Source organism: Streptomyces sp. NBC_00028, from assembly GCF_045041065.1.
Classification (GTDB): Bacteria; Actinomycetota; Actinomycetes; order Streptomycetales; family Streptomycetaceae; genus Streptomyces.
This window is the reverse complement of the sequence record NZ_CP108293.1, coordinates 3,231,681-3,251,024: the sequence shown is the minus strand read 5'-3', so window position 1 is coordinate 3,251,024 and position 19,344 is coordinate 3,231,681. Positions and strand designations below refer to the sequence as shown.

At 70.9% G+C, this 19,344-nt stretch carries 15 protein-coding genes and 2 pseudogenes; 9 read left to right on the top strand and 8 right to left on the bottom strand.

Features of this window, described 5'->3' with window-relative positions; all coding sequences use genetic code 11:
- Positions 1-258: 258 nt before the first annotated feature.
- On the top strand, positions 259-1,863 hold the full coding sequence (gene cimA / locus OG885_RS14180) for a citramalate synthase (RefSeq protein WP_405730871.1): 1,605 nt from the start codon (positions 259-261) through the stop codon (positions 1,861-1,863).
- A 6-nt stretch (positions 1,864-1,869) separates the two neighbouring features.
- Here cimA and OG885_RS14175 read toward each other — a convergent pair whose 3' ends face one another.
- Positions 1,870-2,367: a hypothetical protein gene (locus tag OG885_RS14175; RefSeq protein ID WP_405730869.1), complete on the bottom strand. Its 498-nt coding sequence runs from the start codon at positions 2,365-2,367 to the stop codon at positions 1,870-1,872.
- Positions 2,361-2,873 carry a hypothetical protein gene (locus OG885_RS14170; protein WP_405730867.1) on the bottom strand — a complete coding sequence of 171 codons (513 nt, stop codon included), beginning with the start codon at positions 2,871-2,873 and terminating at the stop codon, positions 2,361-2,363. The genes OG885_RS14175 and OG885_RS14170 overlap by 7 nt, the downstream gene beginning before the upstream one ends.
- A 260-nt stretch (positions 2,874-3,133) precedes the next feature.
- On the opposite strand from OG885_RS14170, the gene OG885_RS14165 reads away from it, so the two are divergent.
- Both OG885_RS14165 and OG885_RS14160 read left to right on the top strand, forming a co-directional pair.
- Positions 3,134-6,127: a glycoside hydrolase family 3 N-terminal domain-containing protein gene (locus tag OG885_RS14165; RefSeq protein WP_405730865.1), complete on the top strand. Its 2,994-nt coding sequence runs from the start codon at positions 3,134-3,136 to the stop codon at positions 6,125-6,127.
- A gap of 46 nt (positions 6,128-6,173) precedes the next feature.
- Positions 6,174-7,547, top strand: coding sequence for a hypothetical protein (locus tag OG885_RS14160; protein ID WP_405730863.1), 1,374 nt, complete (start codon positions 6,174-6,176; stop codon positions 7,545-7,547).
- A gap of 192 nt (positions 7,548-7,739) precedes the next feature.
- Here OG885_RS14160 and OG885_RS14155 read toward each other — a convergent pair whose 3' ends face one another.
- The 3 genes from OG885_RS14155 to OG885_RS14145 form a co-directional block, all read right to left on the bottom strand.
- Complete coding sequence (locus OG885_RS14155; protein ID WP_399966477.1) at positions 7,740-8,525, bottom strand: serine protease; 786 nt, start codon at positions 8,523-8,525, stop codon at positions 7,740-7,742.
- Between the two features lie 117 nt (positions 8,526-8,642).
- The gene (locus tag OG885_RS14150; RefSeq protein ID WP_405730861.1) at positions 8,643-9,686 is read right to left on the bottom strand and encodes a hypothetical protein; all 1,044 of its coding nucleotides are present in this window, start codon (positions 9,684-9,686) and stop codon (positions 8,643-8,645) included.
- A gap of 449 nt (positions 9,687-10,135) precedes the next feature.
- Positions 10,136-11,326, bottom strand: coding sequence for a Cmx/CmrA family chloramphenicol efflux MFS transporter (locus tag OG885_RS14145; RefSeq protein ID WP_405730859.1), 1,191 nt, complete (start codon positions 11,324-11,326; stop codon positions 10,136-10,138).
- 619 nt (positions 11,327-11,945) lie between these two features.
- Between OG885_RS14145 and OG885_RS14140 the strand changes: the two genes are divergently transcribed.
- Positions 11,946-12,341: a hypothetical protein gene (locus OG885_RS14140; RefSeq protein WP_405730857.1), complete on the top strand. Its 396-nt coding sequence runs from the start codon at positions 11,946-11,948 to the stop codon at positions 12,339-12,341.
- Between the two features lie 35 nt (positions 12,342-12,376).
- Here the strand turns inward: OG885_RS14140 and OG885_RS14135 are convergent, their stop codons facing one another.
- A complete protein-coding gene (locus tag OG885_RS14135) occupies positions 12,377-12,931 on the bottom strand; it encodes a YceI family protein (protein WP_405730855.1) in 555 nt (184 codons plus the stop codon).
- A 159-nt stretch (positions 12,932-13,090) separates the two neighbouring features.
- On the opposite strand from OG885_RS14135, the pseudogene OG885_RS14130 reads away from it, so the two are divergent.
- From OG885_RS14130 to OG885_RS14110, 5 genes and pseudogenes are all read left to right on the top strand, one after another.
- Positions 13,091-13,747 (top strand): annotated as a pseudogene (locus OG885_RS14130) (lyase); the annotation flags it as partial.
- Positions 13,748-13,934: 187 nt separating this feature from the next.
- Positions 13,935-15,581: pseudogene (locus OG885_RS14125) on the top strand (polysaccharide lyase 8 family protein); the annotation flags it as partial.
- Between the two features lie 154 nt (positions 15,582-15,735).
- Complete coding sequence (locus OG885_RS14120; RefSeq protein WP_405730853.1) at positions 15,736-17,319, top strand: acyl-CoA carboxylase subunit beta; 1,584 nt, start codon at positions 15,736-15,738, stop codon at positions 17,317-17,319.
- 46 nt (positions 17,320-17,365) lie between these two features.
- Positions 17,366-17,554, top strand: coding sequence for an acyl-CoA carboxylase subunit epsilon (locus tag OG885_RS14115; protein WP_405730851.1), 189 nt, complete (start codon positions 17,366-17,368; stop codon positions 17,552-17,554).
- A gap of 135 nt (positions 17,555-17,689) precedes the next feature.
- Positions 17,690-18,034 (top strand): hypothetical protein, encoded by a 345-nt coding sequence (locus tag OG885_RS14110; RefSeq protein WP_405730849.1) that lies wholly within the window; start codon positions 17,690-17,692, stop codon positions 18,032-18,034.
- 105 nt (positions 18,035-18,139) lie between these two features.
- On the opposite strand, the gene OG885_RS14105 is transcribed toward OG885_RS14110, so the two are convergent.
- Together OG885_RS14105 and OG885_RS14100 are read right to left on the bottom strand one after the other, a co-directional pair.
- Positions 18,140-18,721, bottom strand: coding sequence for an ATP/GTP-binding protein (locus OG885_RS14105; protein ID WP_026248371.1), 582 nt, complete (start codon positions 18,719-18,721; stop codon positions 18,140-18,142).
- A complete protein-coding gene (locus OG885_RS14100) occupies positions 18,702-19,289 on the bottom strand; it encodes a DUF742 domain-containing protein (protein ID WP_405730847.1) in 588 nt (195 codons plus the stop codon). The genes OG885_RS14105 and OG885_RS14100 overlap by 20 nt, the downstream gene beginning before the upstream one ends.
- Between the last annotated feature and the right edge of the window lie 55 nt (positions 19,290-19,344).

Sequence of the window (19,344 nt, the reverse complement as noted above, 5' to 3'; positions counted from 1 at the left end):
TGCCAGACTGCCCCCGTGCTCTCGTTCGCCATGATTATTGGCAGCAGGCGCGCCGGTCCGCAGTGACCGTCTCGTACGACCAGGTACGGGCGGACACCGTCGTCCTCGACCCGCGCGCAGACCTCTCGCACCCGCGAGGGGTTTTTCGCTTTTCTGGCCCACCCGCAGCCGGAGGCGAGAGCGCGAGGGAGTATGTGGGGGCGGTGGAGCCGGTCATTCCGGTACGACCGAGATCCAATCCTCAGGAGCCTTGAGACCATGACCGAAACCAGCGAACTCGACGATCAGTTCCACGTCTTCGACACCACCCTGCGCGACGGCGCCCAGCGGGAGGGCATCAACCTCACCGTCGCGGACAAGCTGGCCATCGCACGGCACCTGGACGACTTCGGCGTGGGCTTCATCGAGGGCGGCTGGCCCGGCGCCAACCCGCGGGACACCGAGTTCTTCGCCCGCGCGCAGGCGGAGATCGAGTTCAGGAACGCCCAGCTGGTCGCCTTCGGCGCGACCCGCAGGGCCGGAGCCAAGGCGAGCGAGGACCCGCAGGTCAGGGCGCTGCTGGAGTCCGGCGCTCCGGTGATCACGCTGGTCGCCAAGTCCCACGACCGCCACGTCGAACTCGCCCTGCGCACCACGCTGGACGAGAACCTGGAGATGGTCCGCGACACGGTGTCGTACCTGGTCGCGCAGGGCCGCCGGGTCTTCATCGACTGCGAGCACTTCTTCGACGGCTACCGCGCCAACCCGGAGTACGCGAAGGCGGTCGTACGGACGGCCTCGGAGGCCGGCGCCTCCGTGGTCATCCTCTGCGACACCAACGGCGGCATGCTCCCGGCCCAGGTCCAGGCGGTCGTCTCGACGGTGCTGGCCGACACCGGCGCCCGCCTCGGCATCCACGCCCAGGACGACACGGGCTGCGCGGTCGCCAACACCCTGGCCGCCGTCGACGCCGGCGCGACGCACGTCCAGTGCACGGCCAACGGCTACGGCGAGCGGGTCGGCAACGCCAACCTGTTCCCGGTGGTGGCGGCCCTGGAGCTGAAGTACGGCAAGAAGGTGCTGCCGGAGGGCAAGCTGCGTGAGATGACGCGCATCAGCCACGCCATCGCCGAGGTCGTCAACCTCACCCCCTCCACCCACCAGCCCTACGTCGGCGTCTCGGCCTTCGCCCACAAGGCCGGCCTGCACGCGTCCGCGATCAAGGTCGACCCGGACCTGTACCAGCACATCGACCCCGAGCTGGTCGGCAACACCATGCGCATGCTGGTCTCCGACATGGCGGGCCGTGCCTCGGTCGAGCTGAAGGGCAAGGAGCTCGGCGTCGACCTCGGCGGCGACCGCGAGCTGGTCGGCCGGGTGGTGGAGCGGGTCAAGGAGCGTGAGCTCAAGGGCTACACGTACGAGGCGGCGGACGCGAGCTTCGAACTCCTCCTGCGCGGCGAGGTCGAGGGCAAGCCCCTCAAGTACTTCGGCGTCGAGTCCTGGCGCGCGATCGTCGAGGACCGCCCCGACGGCAGCCACGCCAACGAGGCCACGGTCAAGCTCTTCGCCAAGGGCGAGCGGATCGTCGCCACGGCGGAGGGCAACGGCCCGGTCAACGCCCTCGACCGTGCGCTGCGCGTGGCCCTGGAGAAGATCTACCCCCAGCTGGCCAAGCTCGACCTCGTCGACTACAAGGTCCGCATCCTGGAGGGCGTCCACGGCACCCAGTCCACGACCCGCGTGCTGATCTCCACGTCGGACGGCGCGGGCGAGTGGTCCACGGTGGGTGTCGCCGAGAACGTCATCGCCGCCTCCTGGCAGGCCCTGGAGGACGCGTACACCTACGGCCTCCTCCGCGCCGGCGTCACCCCCGCCGAGTAGTCCCGCTCAGCAGGAGTCCTCGGCGAGCCCCTCGAACTCGCCGAGGCTCATGGGGCGGCCGTCGGCCCAGACCTGGCCGGGGCGCAGGGCGGAGAGGTCGTCGGCGGTGAAGGTGACGATGCCGGTGTACTCGTAGTTGAACTCAGCTTTCCCGAAGGCGAGTTCGTACGTGTATCCCGGCACCAGCCGTTGCTCTCCCGCCGGACTGACGTGCCAGTCACCCGGCGGGGAGAAGAGGGGGAACTCGGCGTCGTCGGGGCGCAGCCGACCTGGCGCCCGCCAGCCGGAGCGGTCGCGGGCGGAGTCCGAGTCGGCCTCCCCGGCCGTCGTGCCGCTCAGGGACAGGCCCTGGACCAGGTCGTCCCCGCACGGCCGCAGCACCGCCTCCGCCGTCCCGGCCGCGTCCAGTCGCACCGCGACCAGCGGCAGCACCTCCGCGCCGCACCCGCTCAACAGCAGCGCCCCCACCACCGCGCCCACCACCCCCACCCGCCGCCTCAACACGCGTCCCCCACCAACTCGTCGAAGGCCTCCCGGCTCATCGCCCGTCCGTCCGCCCACACCTCATCGCGCTCCAGGCCGGCCAGGTCATCCGTGCTGAAGGTGACCTCGCCGACGTAGTCCACGAAGTCCTCGTGCTCGTACGCCGTGAACTCCAGGCCGTAGGTCGCGTTGGAGAGGAGGCGCTGGGGGCCGACGGTGTCCGGGTGCCAGGCGTCGGGTGGGGCGAAGAGGGGGAACGTGGTGTCGGCGAGCGCGGGCAGGGCCGCTGCCGACCAGCCGTTGACGGCCTGGTGACCCCGGCGCCCACGACCCCCCTCGCGCTCGTCCGGGTAGGCGCGCAGGCGCACGCTGCCCGACTGGTCGCCGTCGCACGGCCGCACCCGCGCCATCGCCCGGCCGTCCGTGTCCAGCCAGACGCCGATCAGGGAGTGATGCGCCGGACCGCACCCACCCAGCAGCAGCCCCCCGACCGTCACCCCCACCGCCACCAGCCCCGCACGTCGCATGCCCCGCCCCCTCCGTCGGCGTACCGACGACATCACGCCACGGCCGGTGGTACGACCACCGTTCGACACCGGTCCTGTTGCGGTCGTACAACACGCCTGGCCGCAACGAGAGTTGTGGCTGGGTCCCGCGGGGCCGAATGGCTGACGCGATGCCTTGACGGCCTTGCGCGCCCCCAGTTAACTCACGCCGTGAGGTAAGTCATGAGTGGATTGATGTGGACGTGGACGACGAGAGCCACGCCGGCCAAGGGGGACGCTCCATGCGAAGAACGGCCCTGCTCACCTCCGCCACCCTGCTGGCGGCCCTGCTGCCGGCGCTGGCCGCACAGGCCGCCGACGATCCCGCCCCGGTCCCCGTCGACCGCTTCGAGGGCGAGGTGCCCTTCGCGAACCCGCCGGACGGCGGCCTGTTCACCTGGGGCAGCGACACCGACGACCCGCCGACGCTGCGGCTCGCGGCACGCGCCGACGCCCCCGAGGGCGACCAGGTCCTCTCCGGCAGCTACGACATCAGCGGTTACGGCGGCTTCACCCACGACTTCGCCTTCGCCGAGCCCGCCCACGACTGGTCCGCCCACAAGGGGATCCGCTTCTGGTGGGAGGGTCAGAACAACGGCAAGAAGATCGCCTTCGAGCTGAAGGACGGCGGCGCCAACGGCGAGGCCTCCGAACTCTGGACGACCTCCTTCACCGATGACTTCAGTGGCTGGAAACAGATCGAGATCCCCTTCACCGACTTCGCCTACCGCACCGACTACCAGCCCGTCGGCGGCATCGACCACGTCCTCGGCCTCACCGAGACCTGGGGGTACGCGCTCACCCTCCCGGTCGGCGCGCCCGGGCAGTTCGCCATGGACGGCGTCGAGTTGTACGGCAGGGCCGACCAGTCCCGGCGTGCCTCCGTCCTCACCGACGCCCCCGTGTATCCGGTGAAGGAAGGCGGCACCGCCACCGTCGAGGTCACCCTGGCCACCACCGGCTCCGCACCCGTCGAGGAGCCCGTGACGGTCGCGTACGAGACGCCCGCCGACCCCGGCAAGGACTACGTCCCCGTCTCCGGCACCCTCACCTTCCCCGCCGGTACGGCCTCCGGCACCACGCGGACGATCCAGGTCCGCACCCTCAAGGACAAGGCCGCCGAGAACGCCGAGACCATTCCGCTGAAACTCACCGTCACCGGCGCCAAGGCCCCCGACGAGACGCCGCAGATCGTGATCGACGCCCACGGACTGCCGTATCTGAACGCCAAGTTGCCCATCAAGGCACGCGTCGCCGATCTCCTCGCCCGGATGTCCCTCGCCGAGAAGGCCGGCCAGATGACCCAGGCCGAGCGCGGAGCCGTCGGAGCGGGCGGCGACATCGCCACGTACGCCCTCGGCTCGCTCCTGTCCGGCGGCGGCTCCACCCCCACGCCCAACACCCCCGAGGCCTGGGCGAAGATGATCGACTCCTTCCAACTCCGCGCCCAGGCAACCAGGTTCCAGATCCCCCTGGTCTACGGCGTCGACGCCGTCCACGGCCACAACAACCTGGTCGGCGCCACCGTCATGCCCCACAACATCGGCCTCGGCGCCACCCGCGACCCCCAACTCGCCCAGCGCACCGGCGCGGTGACCGCCGCCGAGGTCCGCGCCACCGGCATCCCCTGGGACTTCGCACCCTGCCTCTGCGTCACCCGCGACGAACGCTGGGGCCGCTCCTACGAGTCCTTCGGCGAGGACCCGGCCCTCGTCGAGTCCATGGAGACGGTCATCCAGGGCCTCCAAGGCGCCGCGAACGGCAAGGACCTGAAGGACGACGACAAGGTCCTCGCCACCGCCAAGCACTTCGTCGGCGACGGCGGCACCGCCTACGGCTCCTCCACCACCGGCACCTACACCATCGACCAGGGCGTCACCACCGTCACCCGGCAGCAGCTGGAGGCGGTCCACCTCGCCCCGTACGAGACGGCGGTCGACCGCGGCGTGGGCACGGTCATGCCGTCGTACTCCTCCCTGGACGTCATCGGTGACGGACAGGGCCCGGTCAAGATGCACGCCCGCGCCGACATGATCAACGGCGTGCTGAAGGGCCGCATGGGCTTCGACGGCTTCGTCATCAGCGACTGGGACGGCATCAACCAGATCCCCGGCGACTACACGAGCGACATCCGCACCTCGGTGAACGCGGGCGTGGACATGGTGATGGCCCCGTACGCCTACAAGGACTTCCGCACCGGCCTGGTGGCGGAGGCCGAGGCGGGACGGGTCAGCGAGACCCGCGTGGACGACGCCGTATCCCGCATCCTCACCCAGAAGTTCAAGCTGGGGCTCTTCGAGAAGCCGTACGCCGACACCAGCGGCGCGGCGAAGATCGGTTCCGCGGAACACCGCGCCGTGGCCCGGCAGGCGGCGGCCGAGTCGCAGGTGCTGCTGAAGAACGCGGGCGGTGTGCTGCCGCTGAAGAAGTCCCAGAAGGTGTACGTCGCCGGCTCCAACGCCGATGACATCGGCAACCAGAGCGGCGGCTGGACGGTCACCTGGCAGGGCTCCTCAGGTGACATCGTCCCCGGGACGACGATCCTGGAGGGTCTGCGCGGCGCCGGGGGAGACGTGACGTACTCCAAGGACGCCTCCGCGCCCACGGCCGGCCACGACGTCGGTGTGGTCGTCGTCGGCGAGACCCCCTACGCCGAGGGCGTAGGCGACGTCGGCAACGGCAACGACCTGGAGTTGTCCCCGGCCGACCGGGCCGCCGTCGACAAGGTGTGCGCGGCCATGAAGTGCGCGGTGCTGATCGTCTCCGGCCGCCCGCAGCTCATCGGCGACCGGCTCGGCACGATCGACGCGCTGGTGGCGTCCTGGCTGCCCGGCACCGAGGGCGCCGGAGTCGCCGACGTGCTCTACGGCAAGCGGCCCTTCACCGGCCAACTCCCCGTCACCTGGCCGAAGTCGGAGGCCCAGCTCCCGATCAACGTCGGCGACCCGACGTACGACCCGCAGTTCCCGTACGGCTGGGGTCTGACCACCCTGACCAGGGTCCCTGAGGGCGGTGCCACGACCCTGAAGGCGCTCGCCGTCGCGGCGGCGGTGGCCGAGAGGGCCGGGGCGGACGAGACGGGCCGCGCCCTGGTGACCAAGGCGAGGCTGATCGTCCAGCAGCGGCCGGTCACGGCGGCGTCGGCGAAGCCCTTCGCGGAGGCGGACCACCTGCTCCTGACCGGACGGTACGGAAAGGCGGTGGAGAGCCTGCTGGCCGCGTACCGGGCGAGCTGACCTGCATGGATGTCCCGGTTTGGGAGGCTTCGGGTAGCGTCGGAGTATGAAGTCCGCTCCTCGGACCCGAGGCCTCCTCAGACTGGCAGCGGCCTTGGCGCTCGCGGCCCTGACCGTGCTGTGGGTGGCCCCCGCGCCGCCCGCGGCCGCCGCCACGAGCGTCTCGACGATCGCCGAGGCGCTCCGCGACAGCCCCGTCTACGTGGACCCGGCGGCGTCGGACCAGCTGCCCACCGCCGACGCCACCACCCTCGCCGACCAGATCGAGAACGCCGACAAACCGCTCTTCATCGCGGTCCTGCCCGCCGGCTACCCCACCCAGAACCTCTTCACCAAGCTGCGCACGGCGACCGGCATCACCGGGCTCTACGCGATCCGCCTGGGCGACGCGTTCGACGCCCGGGCCGACTCCACGGTCCTGCCGCGCTCCGCCGTACAGAACCTCGTCACCACGGTCGCGGGCGAGGACACCCGGTCCCAGCTGAGCGACTTCACCAACAGCGCTCTGACGAACATGGGGGGATCGGCCCCGGCGAGCTGGAACTCCTCCTCCTCTTCCTCCTCCTCGGACGGCGGCGTCCCGACGGGCGCGCTGATCACTTTGGGCGCGGTGCTGGTGGCCGGCGGAGCGGGGGGCTACGCCCTGGTCCGCCGCAACCGGCGGCGGCACGAGGAGGAGCAGCGGGCGGCGCTGGAGAAGCTGCGGGTGGTGGTCGACGAGGACATCACCGCCTTCGGCGAGGAACTGGACCGCCTCGACTTCCACCCCGCGGAGCGGGGCGCGGACGACGCGATGCGCGCGGACTACGAGCGCGCGCTGGACGCCTACGAACAGGCGAAGACCCTGATGGCGGAGGTACGGCGGCCGGAAGAGGTACGCGCGGTCACCCAGGCCCTGGAGGAAGGCCGCTTCTCCCTGGCCCAACTCGCGGCCCGCAGAGAGGGCAGGCCCCTGCCGGAACGCCGGGCGCCCTGCTTCTTTGACCCCCGTCACGGCCCGTCCGTCACCGACGCCACCTGGACACCCCCGTCCGGCGCCCCGCGCGAGGTCCCGGTCTGCGCCGCCGACGCGACCCGTCTGGCCGACGGCCGCGACCCGGTCATGCGCGAGGTCGACACGGACGCGGGCCGCCGCCCCTACTGGGACGCGGGCCCGGCCTACGGCCCCTGGGCAGGCGGCTACTTCGGCGGCGGCATCCTCCCCGGCCTCCTCGTCGGCACGGTCCTCGGCAGCATGATGGCGACCCCGGCCTACGCATCCGACTACGGCACCGGCTACGGCGACTTCGGTGGCCCCGGGGGCTACGAGGGCGGCGACGTCTCAGGCGCGAACTTCGACTCGGACGACTTCGGCGGAGGCTTCGGCGGAGGAGACGGCGGCGACTTCGGCGGGGGAGGGGACTTCGGGGGCGGGTTCTGAGACCCAGCCCGTCCGGCGTTTGAGGACGAGGCCCTTTCGGGGCCGAAGCGGGGGTCTGGGGGCGGCAGCCCCCAGGGATGGGACGGGTAGGGGCGGCGGGGGCGAGAAAGAGCCCGGCGTGCACCCCTGCGGGCCCGGCACTCGACATGCCGGACCCGCGGGAGGCCGTACGAGACGCGAAAGCCGTCGGAATCAGAGCGTCGACGCCGCCGACGCTATCGCCGAGGCGAACGTGGACACCTCGGTGTACACACCGGGCGCGTTCGGCCGAGCGCACCCCTCGCCCCAACTGACGATCCCGACCTGGATCCAGGCCCCGGCGCTGTCCTTCCGGAACATCGGCCCCCCGGAGTCACCCTGACAGGTGTCGACCCCGCCGGAGGCGAACCCGGCGCAGATCTCCTCGCTCGCGACCAGCCCACCGTACGACCCGCCGTACGCCCTGCACGTGGCGTCACTGACGAACGGCACCGTGGCCTTGAGGAGATACCGCTGCTGCGCCCCGCCCTCACGCGCCGCACCCCACCCGGCGACGGTGAAGTCCCCGGTGTTGTACTGCGCGTTGGTGGCGATCTTCAGCGTCGGCAGACTGATCGGCTGGGCCAGTTTGATGAGCGCCCAGTCCTTGCCGGTGCCGTTGTACCCGGGCGCCTGGAGGACCTTGGTGGAACGGACCTGGACCCGCCCGCTGGTGGACTGGAGGTCGACGACCCCGGCGGTCGCGGTGATGCTCGTGTTGTTCCCGGACCCGCTCACACAGTGGGCCGCGGTGAGCACGATCTGCTGGGTGTAGAGCGCCCCGCCACAGCCCATGGAGAGCCGGACCATGAACGGGAACTCGCCCTGCGCGGCACGGGTCCCGCCGACGACGGGCGCGGGAGCCGCCTGCGCGGCCGAGACGGGCTGGAGACTGGCGATCGCGAGGGCGGCGGCGCCGAGGACGGCGCCTCTCTTGAGGGCCGTGAGGAGTCTCTTCAACGTGATGCCTTCCGTGGGGGGTGGAAGTGCTCGGATCACAGAGACAGCAAAGAAGTGCCCATCGGATGGCATGAGCAAGTCAAATCTGTCGGTGGATTATGAGAACGCTGTGAGACCTCAGGCAAGGGGTGTGATTCGGCCACGATCGCCTGTGGTGTCGGCTTCCGGCCCGGCCGTCGCCTCCGCCAGCCGCCGGAGCACAGGCCGCACGACACGCCGGTCCATCTTCATCTGCCGCCCCATGAGCGTGAGCGTCCAGAAACGGGTGTAGTCGCAGCGTGTGAACGTCGGCTGCCAGGCGGCGTCGAAGTGAATGAGTCCCTGAAGTCCCGTTCCGCGGACGAGGGATTGAGGATTGTGCAGCGGCGGATATGCCGGGAAGACGGGCGTCCGCAACGGCGCCGAACCCTCGCGGGCCAGCTCCCGCGACCGCTCCTCGAAGGCCGCGGGGACGGCGGCGCGGAACGCCTCGTACTCCATCTCGTCCGAGAAGACGAGCAGCAGCAGCCGTTCCGGCGGCAACAGCCGCATGCACTCGGTGAGTTCCCACAGCGTGCCCGCGCTCGCACCGGTCACGAGCGCGACGACACGGGCCCGCCCGATCAGCCCGCTGACCGGCGCCTGCCACTCGGCCAGCGGCAGATAGAACCGGTCGGCTCCGGGCAACGGCAGCCGCTCGCCCGGCTTCCCGACGGCGACGACCCGCCCGAACCGGCGCCGCAGCCCACGCGCCAGCGCCTCCTCGAACGTCCGCCCGCTGGTGTGGGTGACCCGCTCACGCAGACTCGCCCGGGGCGCCTGCATCACCTTGTTCAGGGTGTGGTCCACGTCGAAGGGGCGCAGATACAGGGTGAACTTCCGGTCCGGCAGCTCCTCCGGCCGCTCCAGCACCCGGGCCGTGTGCCGACGCCCGTGCCGCGCGAGCCGTGATCCCGCGACGACCGCCGCCATTCCCCCGGCGATCATCAGCAGTCCCGTCCAGATCGCGTTCCCGGGATGGCCGTAGTCGTAGACCGAGGGAGCCCGCAGATGCCCGGCCCCGCCCATCGCCGCGAAGAACCCGGCGACGCGTAGGAAGCACCCGGTACCGCGGGCCCCGCAGCCCACGGCGCCGATCTGACGTTGCTCGCGGACACCGGTGTCCGCCACTTCACGCTCCATGATTCCGGGAAGTTAGCGAGCCACGCCCGGCGCGGGTGCCGTAATCGACGGATCCTCACATGTGCCGGGCCGGTTCACGCCGACCGGGGCCGGCGGGAGCGGCCACCGCCGCCCGTACCGCTCCCCGGCGGCATGCCACCAGGCGGGCGGCGAGGGCCCGTCGACGACGGAGGAGGGTCGGCTCGGATGCAACCCGAGCCGCCGCGCCGCCCCGCCGTCGACGTACACCGCGAACCAGCCGTGCCACCGCCCGTCCGCACCGGGCCCGCACGCGAGATCCCAGCGGACCTCCGCGCCGGCGAACGGCATCCAGTCGACGCCTCGTTCACGCAGTCAAGCGCGCACCGCGGCCAGGGGAGGGAGGCATCCGGCGACGTTCTCGTACGAGGCGACGAGGACCCAGGTTCCGGGAGCGGAGGCGGCGGCGCCGCGGTCGACGGTCATACGGCTCATGATGCGCGGTGAACCCCCTGCCCCGCGCGCCCTTTCCGCCGTACGCCCGCCAGGGCCCCGGCTCCCGTCACCAGGGCCAGCGCCACCAGCGCCGCGCTCACCCACAGCGGCGCCCGGTACCCGCCCTCACCTGCGAACGCGGCGTCGATCGCCGTACCGCCGAGCCAAGGCCCGCACGCGGCCCCCACGTTGAAGGCGGCCGTCGCGCACCCCCCGGCCAGGGTCGGGGCGCCCGGCGCCGCGTACAGGGCCCGGGAGATCAGCGTGGACCCGACGCCGAAGGAGAGCGCGCCCTGCACGACCACCAGCCCGAGCGTCACAGCCGGGATCTCGGCGCCGAGCGCGAGCGCGACCCAGCCCAGGCACAGGGCGGCACCGCCCCCGCCCACGACGGCCACCGGCCGCCGGTCCGCGAGGCGCCCGCCGATCCGTACCCCGCCGAACGCCCCCAGGCCGAACAGCGCGAGCACCACCGGCACCCCTCCGTCGCCCAGCCCCGTGACCTCGGTGACGAGGGGCGCGAGATAGGTGAACGTACAGAAGGTCGCCCCGTTCACCAGCGCGCCGAGCAGCAGCAGGACGAGCAGCCGGGGAGCGCGCAGCGCCCTCAACTCACCGCCCAGCGCAGGAGCTTGACGGACGGGACCGCCCGGTACGGACCGGGCCACGGCCACCACGGCCGGACCGGACAGGAGCGCGACCGCCCAGAACGCCGCACGCCAGCCCCAGAGTTGACCGAGCAGGGCGCCCGCGGGCACCCCCACGACACAGGCCAGGGTGACCCCGCCCAGCAGCGTCGAGGTCGCCCGCCCCTTGGCGTCCGCCGGCACCATGTCGACGGCCGCCACCAGGGCGACGGCCAGGAACCCGGCGTTGGCCAGCGCCCCCACGACCCGCGTGACGAGCAGTACGGCGAAGCTGCTCGTCAGCGCACCGACCACGTGCACGCAGAGGAAGACGACCAGAAACCCCAGCAGCGCGCCCCGCCGTGACCAGCGCCGGGCGAGCCCGGCCATCAGGGGCGCGCCGACCACCATCCCCACGGCGAAGGCAGAGGTGAGCGCGCCCGCGTCCGCGACGGACACGCGCAACTCACGGGCGATGTCCGGCAACAGCCCGGACAGCATGAACTCGGACGTCCCCTGGGCGAACACGGCGACGCCCAGCAGGAACAGAGCAAACGGCATGAAGGAACTCCGCAACCCGAAGCAGAAGAAGACGTACACGGCACGAAGTACCGGCCGTCCGGGCAGCGCGGAGCGGGGCCTGTCAGCCCGGCGTCACGAGCAGCCACCGGAGAGCCGGTGGCCGGAGTCTGGACGCCTCGGGGCTGGACACGCGGGCAGGTTACTCGTTCGACCCGGTCCCGCGCAGGGATTAACGACGCCGTACGTCGACTACTGCAACCGTCGCACTCTGTACCGCAATTGTCCCGCGCCGTCCGTGGTCCGCTCCCCTTCCCTCCGCCGAGTCGGAATGCCGCACCATCACGGGCCACTGCCGTTGCGGCAGTACCTGGATCTGGCCGCGCACGCCTGCCTGGCCGTCCTCCGTGCCGCCATCGGCGCGACGACGGCCCTTCTCTTCGGAGCGAGCGGCCAGATCAGGGGGCGTACGCGGCGGTCGCCTTCGGCGTCCGCGCACCCGCGGTCCTGGCCACGCTGGGGGCGGTCCCCCAGGTGGCGGGCCTGGTCGCGGGGCTGTTGGGGATCCCGCTGCGGTCCGCGGGTCCGCGGGTGCCGTTCACCGGGGCCGAGGTGGCCGACGTCCCTGTTCGAAGGGGCTACGAGGAAGCCGAACCGGAGCGTGGTCGGCGGGGTCGTACTGGGACCGTCACCGCTCCGCTGCGGTGGCGAGGCGCCCGACGGCCAGGTCCTCGCCGTGGTCCCCGCCGGGACGGCGGCCGAGGCGCGTCGGGACGGGCCGCGGAAGTGCGAGCGGCTGACGAGGGCGGTCCGGGAGAAGCTCGCCGATGTACGGGGGTTCGCCGTGATCCCGAGCCCGGACACCTTCCAGCCCGCGGGACGGCGAACCGCCTGCCTGGTGCTGGGGGCGGACGGTTCACGCGACTGCTTCGAACCCGCAGCCCACAAAGCCGGTTCCTGGTCGAGCCAGGGCCCTTGGACGTCAGGCACCCACTACGCCGTCTGCACCGTCCGCAGGACCGACGGCGGCACCATGGAACCGACGACGCGCCGGTGAGCCCGGATCTGCTCACCGGCGCCTTCGCCGAAGGCTCACGCGTTCTTGATCGCCGAGATGTCGAAGTTCAGCTTGATCTTGTCGGAGACCAGCACGCCACCCGTCTCCAGCGCGGCGTTCCACGTCAGGCCCCACTCGGAGCGCAGGATCTCCGCCTTGCCCTCGAAGCCGACGCGCTCGTTGCCGAACGGGTCCTTCGCGGCGCCGTTGAACTCCAGGTCGATGCTGACCGGCTTGGTGGTGCCGAGGATGGTCAGGTCACCGGTGATGCGGTAGTCCTCGCCGCCCAGGGACTCCGCCTTGGTGGAGCGGAAGGTCATGGTCGGGAACTCCTCGATCTTGAAGAAGTCCGCGCTCTTGAGGTGACCGTCGCGGTCGGCGGAGCCGGTGTCGATGCTGTCCATCTTGACGTCGATGGAGGCCGACGACGCGGACGGGTCGCCGCCGTCCAGGTGCAGCGAGCCGCTGAAGTCGAGGAACTTCCCCTTGACGTTGGTGACCATGGCGTGACGGACGGTGAAACCGATCGTGGAGTGGGCCGTGTCGATCGTGTAGTCACCGGTCAGGGCGGTCAGGTCGGTGTTCGCCATGGTGTGCTCCTTTGGAGTGAGTAAGTTGAACGTTGAACTACTCAACACGGACGACGGTAGACCTATTCCATTCAAGTTTCAACATCATCCGCAATGTGTTGGCGCGAATACGCTGAGGTGGTAGATGCCCAAGGCATGAACCCACGTCACGGCGCTTCCATGAGACTCACCCGCAGGGCCCTGTTACTCGCGGCGACCCTCGTCGCCACCAGCACCTCGGTGAGCCGGGCCGCCGACCCCGACCCCTACGCCGACCTCCGCCGCCGCTGGCTCGCCCTCTCCCTGGGTGAGGGCTACGACCCCACCGCCGAGCCGTACGCCTCCCGCCTCGCCGAGACCGGCACACTGGCCCGCGCCTTCCGCGCCGCCATGGCCCCCGCCCCCACCTCCCTGTGGCCCGACCGCCCCTACGACCCGCCCTCCGGCATCACCCAGAGCTACAGCCGCCTGTGGACCATGGCCCAGGCCTACGTCCAGCCCGGCACCGGCGCCACCGGCGACGACACCCTCCTCGCGGACGTCCTGCGCGGGCTCGACCACCTCTCCGCCACGGTCTACAACCCCTCCACCACCCGTTACGGCAACTGGTGGGAATGGCAGATAGGCAGCCCCCGCCTGCTCATGGACCTGGTGGCCGCCCTCCACGAACACCTCACGGACGCCCGGAGACAGGAAGCCTGCGCGGCCGTCGACCACTTCATCCCCGACACGATGCTCACCGACTACTCCGGCACCTCCACCGGCGCCAACCGCGTCGACCTGTGCCGCTCCGTCGCCCTGCGCGGCATCCTCGGCCGCGCACCCGACCGCATCGCCCCTGGGGCCTGTCCGGCGGATCCTGTCGCAGACGCGGGGTCTGGCACGCCGATCTGCGGCGTTGTCGTCGGTTGTCGACGCTCCGCGTCGCCGCCCTCCTCCGCCTTGCAGCTCGACGCACCAGACCCCGCTCACCGGCATCGAAGAAATACCGTCCGTTTCCTGCGACCTGATCCGCCGGACAGGCCTCGCCCGCGACGCGCTCTCACCGGTCTTCCCGTACGTCACCCAGGGCGACGGCCTCTACGCCGACGGCTCCTTCGTGCAGCACACCTGGGTCGCCTACTCGGGGACCTACGGGCAGGTTTTGCTGGACGGCCTCGGCCGCCTCTTCGCCCTGCTCGCCGGCTCCGCGTGGGAGGTCACCGACCCCGCCCGGCAGATCGTCCTCGACAGTGTCGAGCACGCCTACGCGCCCCTGATCCACGACGGGTTGATGATGGACAGCGTCAACGGTCGTGCCATCAGCCGGGGTTATCTCAAGAGCGACGACCGGCACGTCCTGCGCAGCGACCACTTCCACGGCCAGGGCGTCATCGCCGCCATCGCCCTCCTCGCGGCCGGCGCAAGCCCGTTGGAACGACAGCGCTGGTACGGCCGTATCAAGGACTGGATCGAACGGGACACCGTCACACCGATCTTGACGGCACGTCAGTTCGGAATCGCCGACCTGGCCCGGCTCCAAGCGGTGGCCGAATCACCGATCCCCGCCACCCCCGCCCCCCTCGGCCACCACCTCTTCGCTGCCATGGACCGGGCCGTCCACCGCCGGCCCCGCTTCGTCGCGAACATCGCCATGGCGAGCGACCGCATCGCGTCCTACGAATGCGGCAACGGCGAGAACCCGCGAGGCTGGCACACGGGAGCCGGAATGCTCTCCTGGTGGGCCGAGGGGAACGGAGACCAGTACACGGACTGGTACTGGCCGACGGTCGACTGGTACCGCCTCCCCGGTACGACCGTCTCCACCCGCCGCCTCCCCGACAAGGCCGGCGGCGAGTGGGGCGAGCCCAAGCCCGACGTGCGGTGGGTCGGGGGTGTGACCGACGGCGAGTACGCGGCGATCGGCCAGCACCTCAAGGGCCTCGGCTCCACCCTCCAGGCCCGCGCGTCATGGTTCTGCGCCGACGACGCGGTGATCTGCCTGGGCGCCGGCATCACCTGCGCCGACGGCGTCCCGGTCGAGACGGTCGTCGACAACCGCAACCTGGGGGAGAACGGCACCCAGGCCTTGGTACGCGGCCACGGCTGGGCCCACCTCGAAGGCCACGGCGGCTACGTGGTGCCGTACGGCGAACTCCGCGCCCTGCGCGAGGACCGCACCGGCGCCTGGTCCGACATCAACACCACCAGTACGACGGAACAGGCCACCCGCCGCTGGCAGACCCTCTGGCTCGACCACGGCACCGACCCGGTCGACGCCTCGTACGTCTATGTCCTGCTGCCCGGCGCCACCCGCCACGAGACCGCCGCACGGGCCGCCGACCGCCACCGGATGTCGGTCCTCGCCAACGACGCCACCCGGCAGGGGGTCAGGATCCCCTCCCTCGGCCTGACGGCCGTCAACTTCTGGCAGGCCGGGACGGCGGGGCCGCTCACCGCCTCCGCGGGCGCGAGCGTGCTGGTCCGGCGCCGGGGCCGCGCCGCTACCCTCTGCGTGAGCGAGCCGCCCCGCACGGGCGAGCCCCTGGAGATCACCTGGGACCACCCGGTACGCACCGTCCTGAGGGCTGACGACGCGGTCGAGATCCTCGCCACGGGCCGCCGTCTGCGCCTCCGTGTCACTCCAGGGAGGGCATGCGCCACGCACGAATGTGAGGTGGCTCTCGCCTGACTGCTTTGTTCGACCCCTACAACCCGGATGCCCCCTGAGCAGTCGGAACGGCTGCATGCCGCTCAGGTTCTGTTCAGGGCTACCAGGAAAACGGGCCGGAGACTGTACGGAGTCGACGGCCCGGTTTCCTTGCGAGGCTTCGTAAGGTCACTACATGACCGTTTTGGATGACGCGCCGAGTGAGCCGACGGACGCCCGTGGGCGAGTGGCCGAGCTGCACGAGATCCGTGCCCAGGCACTGGCCGGACCGAGTGAGAAGGCGACCGAGGCGCAGCACGCCAAGGGCAAGCTGACCGCACGGGAGCGCATCGAGCTGCTGCTGGACGCGGGTTCCTTCCAGGAGGTCGAGCAGCTGCGCCGGCATCGCGCGGTCGGCTTCGGTCTGGAGGCCAAGAAGCCGTTCACCGACGGTGTCATCACCGGGTGGGGCACGGTGGAGGGCCGCACGGTCTTCGTCTACGCCCATGACTTCCGGATCTTCGGCGGTGCGCTGGGCGAGGCCCATGCCACCAAGATCCACAAGATCATGGACATGGCCATCGCGGCCGGTGCGCCGCTGGTCTCGCTGAACGACGGCGCGGGTGCCCGTATCCAGGAGGGCGTCTCCGCGCTCGCCGGGTACGGCGGCATCTTCCAGCGCAACACCAAGGCGTCCGGGGTGATCCCGCAGATCTCCGTGATGCTGGGCCCGTGCGCGGGTGGCGCGGCCTACAGCCCGGCGCTGACGGACTTCGTGTTCATGGTCCGTGAGACGTCCCAGATGTTCATCACCGGCCCGGACGTGGTCAAGGCGGTGACGGGCGAGGAGATCACCCAGAACGGCCTGGGTGGCGCGGATGTGCACGCCGAGACGTCCGGTGTCTGTCACTTCGCGTACGACGACGAGGAGACCTGCATCGCGGAGGTGCGCTACCTCCTGTCGCTGCTGCCCCAGAACAACCGTGAGAACCCGCCGCGCGTGGAGTCCACGGACGCGCCGGACCGCCGCGGGGACGTTCTGCTGGACCTCGTGCCCGCCGACGGCAACCGGCCGTACGACATGGCCAAGGTCATCGAGGAGATCGTCGACGACGGCGATTACCTCGAAGTCCACGAGCGCTGGGCCCGCAACATCATCTGCGCCCTGGCGCGGCTGGACGGCCAGGTCGTCGGCATCGTGGCGAACCAGCCGCAGTCCCTCGCGGGCGTCCTGGACATCGAGGCGTCGGAAAAAGCTGCGCGCTTTGTCCAGATGTGTGACGCTTTCAATATCCCGATCGTCACCTTCCTGGACGTCCCCGGGTTCCTCCCGGGTGTCGACCAGGAGCACGGCGGCATCATCCGCCACGGCGCGAAGCTCCTCTACGCCTACTGCAACGCGACCGTGCCGCGGATCTCGCTGATCCTGCGCAAGGCGTACGGCGGTGCGTACATCGTCATGGACAGCCAGTCCATCGGCGCCGACCTGACCTATGCGTGGCCGACGAACGAGATCGCCGTGATGGGCGCCGAGGGCGCGGCCAACGTGATCTTCCGCCGTCAGATCGCCGAGGCCGAGGACCCCGAGGCCATGCGGCAGAAGATGGTCAAGGAGTACAAGTCCGAGCTGATGCACCCGTACTACGCGGCCGAACGCGGCCTGGTGGACGACGTGATCGACCCGGCGGAGACGCGCGAGGTCCTCATCAAGTCCCTGGCGATGCTCCAGACCAAGCACGCCGACCTGCCGTCCCGCAAGCACGGCAACCCCCCGCAGTAACCCACAGGTACCGCTGCGGAAACCTCTCTCATGGAGACTGTGACCTATGAACACCCCTGACATCCGCGTCGAGAAGGGCCACGCCGACCCCGAGGAAGTCGCCGCCATCACGGCCGTCCTCCTCGCCCGCGCCGCCGCCCAGCCCGCCGAGACCCCGGACCGTCGCCACCCCAAGGCAGGCTGGCGCCGCCTGGAGCGCGAGGGCGGCTTCCGAGCCCCGCACAGCTGGCACTGAGCCCCACCGCGACACAGAGAAGGGCCCCGTTCTCCCTTGGGAGGGCGGGGCCCTCTGCGTGGTCACCAGGCCCCCGGCTGGGGCAGTTCACGGCCCGCCATACTCTGATGCGGTGACTCAGGGGAGGATCCGTGCATGCGATACGGCCGTGAGAACGTACGAACAGCCCGGCTGGCGGTGGCAGTTGTCATCGCCGCCGTTGTGATGGGTGGCTGTTCGTCCGGCAACCCGGAGCAGGACAAGAACCGGCAGCAGGACTACTGCACCGAGCTGGGAGCCTGGCAGGACGCGGAGCACCCCAGCGAATCACTGGGTCGTACGGTCATCGCGGCCGCCAGGAGGCTCGACCGGGCCGGTCTGGAGATCGGTGGCACCCGCATTCTCGACGACACCGTCGACGCGATCCGTGGCGATGCCGGCGCCGAGGACCGCGCGGTGTCCTACTGCGGCAGTGCAGGCTTCGAGACCTTGGTCGGATAGGGCCTGTCCTTCAGGGCCTGTCCTTCACACCCAGCACAACGGCCCCCGCGCCTCCCGGAGTCGGGAAGCGCAGGGGCCGTATCGCGTTGTCGCGTCGGAGTGTTGCTAGCGCAGGCGCGCCATCAGCGCATGCTCGACCAGCGTGATCAGCGCCGACTTCGCGTCCGCGCGGTGGCGGGCGTCCGTCGTGATGATCGGGGTGTCGGGGCCGATCTGCAGCGCCTCGCGGACCTCGTCCGGGTTGTACGGCTGGTTGCCGTCGAAGCCGTTGAGGGCGATGACGAAGGGGAGACCCGAGTTCTCGAAGTAGTCGACCGCGGGGAAGCAGTCGGCCAGACGCCGGGTGTCCACCAGCACGATCGCGCCGATCGCGCCGCGCACCAGGTCGTCCCACATGAACCAGAAGCGATCCTGACCGGGCGTACCGAAGAGGTACAGGATCAGGTCCTGGTCCAGGGTGATACGGCCGAAGTCCATGGCCACCGTGGTGGTGGTCTTGTCCCCGGTGTGGGTGAGGTCGTCGATGCCGGCCGACGCGGACGTCATCACGGCCTCGGTGCGCAGCGGGTTGATCTCCGAAACGGCCCCGACGAACGTGGTCTTGCCCACGCCGAAGCCACCCGCCACCACGATCTTCGCCGAGGTGGTGGAGCGGGAAGGACCGCCGCTAGAGCTTGCGAAGTCCACTGAGCACCCTTTCGAGCAGTGTCACGTCTGGCTGGCCGCCGGCGTTCTCGTCGCCGCCGGGCTGATGGATCGCGACCAGTCCTGCCTCCGCCAAGTCGGCGACGAGGATCCTGGCCACACCGAGAGGAATGGTCAGCAACGCCGAGACCTCGGCTACCGACTTGATCTCCCGGCAGAGGTTGCAGATCCGCTGATGCTCGGGCAACTGGCCCTGCATCTGGTGCGGCTGCGCGGTGGTGTGCACCAGCGCCTCGATGGCGAGCTGGTAGCGGGGGCGCGTCCGGCCGCCGGTCATGGCGTACGGGCGCACCAAGGGGTTGTTCGACGCCCCTGCGGGCGCCGGCTCAGGGGAGCGTCGCTGCGGCTGCACCGGCTGGATGCGCGGCGCCGGCGGCTGGTCGTACGGCGACGGCCCGGGACCCTGGGGGTGCTGGGGGGCGTACGGCTGCCGCTGGCTGGGTGCGGAGGGGAAGTTGTAACGGTTCGGGTTCTGGGCACCGTCGTTCTGGCCCTGTCCGGGACCGTACGACCAATTGCCCGACGATGAACCGCCTGGGGGTGTTGCCACTTTCTCTCCTCCTCCGACTGTGCCGGGCACCGCATCACTGTGGAGCCGCGTCCCG

Bases quoted from the DNA above. Each gene is read 5' to 3' on its own strand.
- OG885_RS14115 (WP_405730851.1), top strand. From the start codon at position 17,366: ATGAACACCCCTGACATCCGCGTCGAGAAGGGCCACGCCGACCCCGAG.
- OG885_RS14150 (WP_405730861.1), bottom strand. From the start codon at position 9,686: ATGGAGCGTGAAGTGGCGGACACCGGTGTCCGCGAGCAACGTCAGATC.
- OG885_RS14165 (WP_405730865.1), top strand. From the start codon at position 3,134: ATGCGAAGAACGGCCCTGCTCACCTCCGCCACCCTGCTGGCGGCCCTG.
- OG885_RS14170 (WP_405730867.1), bottom strand. From the start codon at position 2,873: ATGCGACGTGCGGGGCTGGTGGCGGTGGGGGTGACGGTCGGGGGGCTG.
- OG885_RS14110 (WP_405730849.1), top strand. From the start codon at position 17,690: ATGCGATACGGCCGTGAGAACGTACGAACAGCCCGGCTGGCGGTGGCA.
- cimA (WP_405730871.1), top strand. From the start codon at position 259: ATGACCGAAACCAGCGAACTCGACGATCAGTTCCACGTCTTCGACACC.
- OG885_RS14145 (WP_405730859.1), bottom strand. From the start codon at position 11,326: ATGCCGTTTGCTCTGTTCCTGCTGGGCGTCGCCGTGTTCGCCCAGGGG.
- OG885_RS14135 (WP_405730855.1), bottom strand. From the start codon at position 12,931: ATGGCGAACACCGACCTGACCGCCCTGACCGGTGACTACACGATCGAC.
- OG885_RS14160 (WP_405730863.1), top strand. From the start codon at position 6,174: ATGAAGTCCGCTCCTCGGACCCGAGGCCTCCTCAGACTGGCAGCGGCC.
- OG885_RS14120 (WP_405730853.1), top strand. From the start codon at position 15,736: ATGACCGTTTTGGATGACGCGCCGAGTGAGCCGACGGACGCCCGTGGG.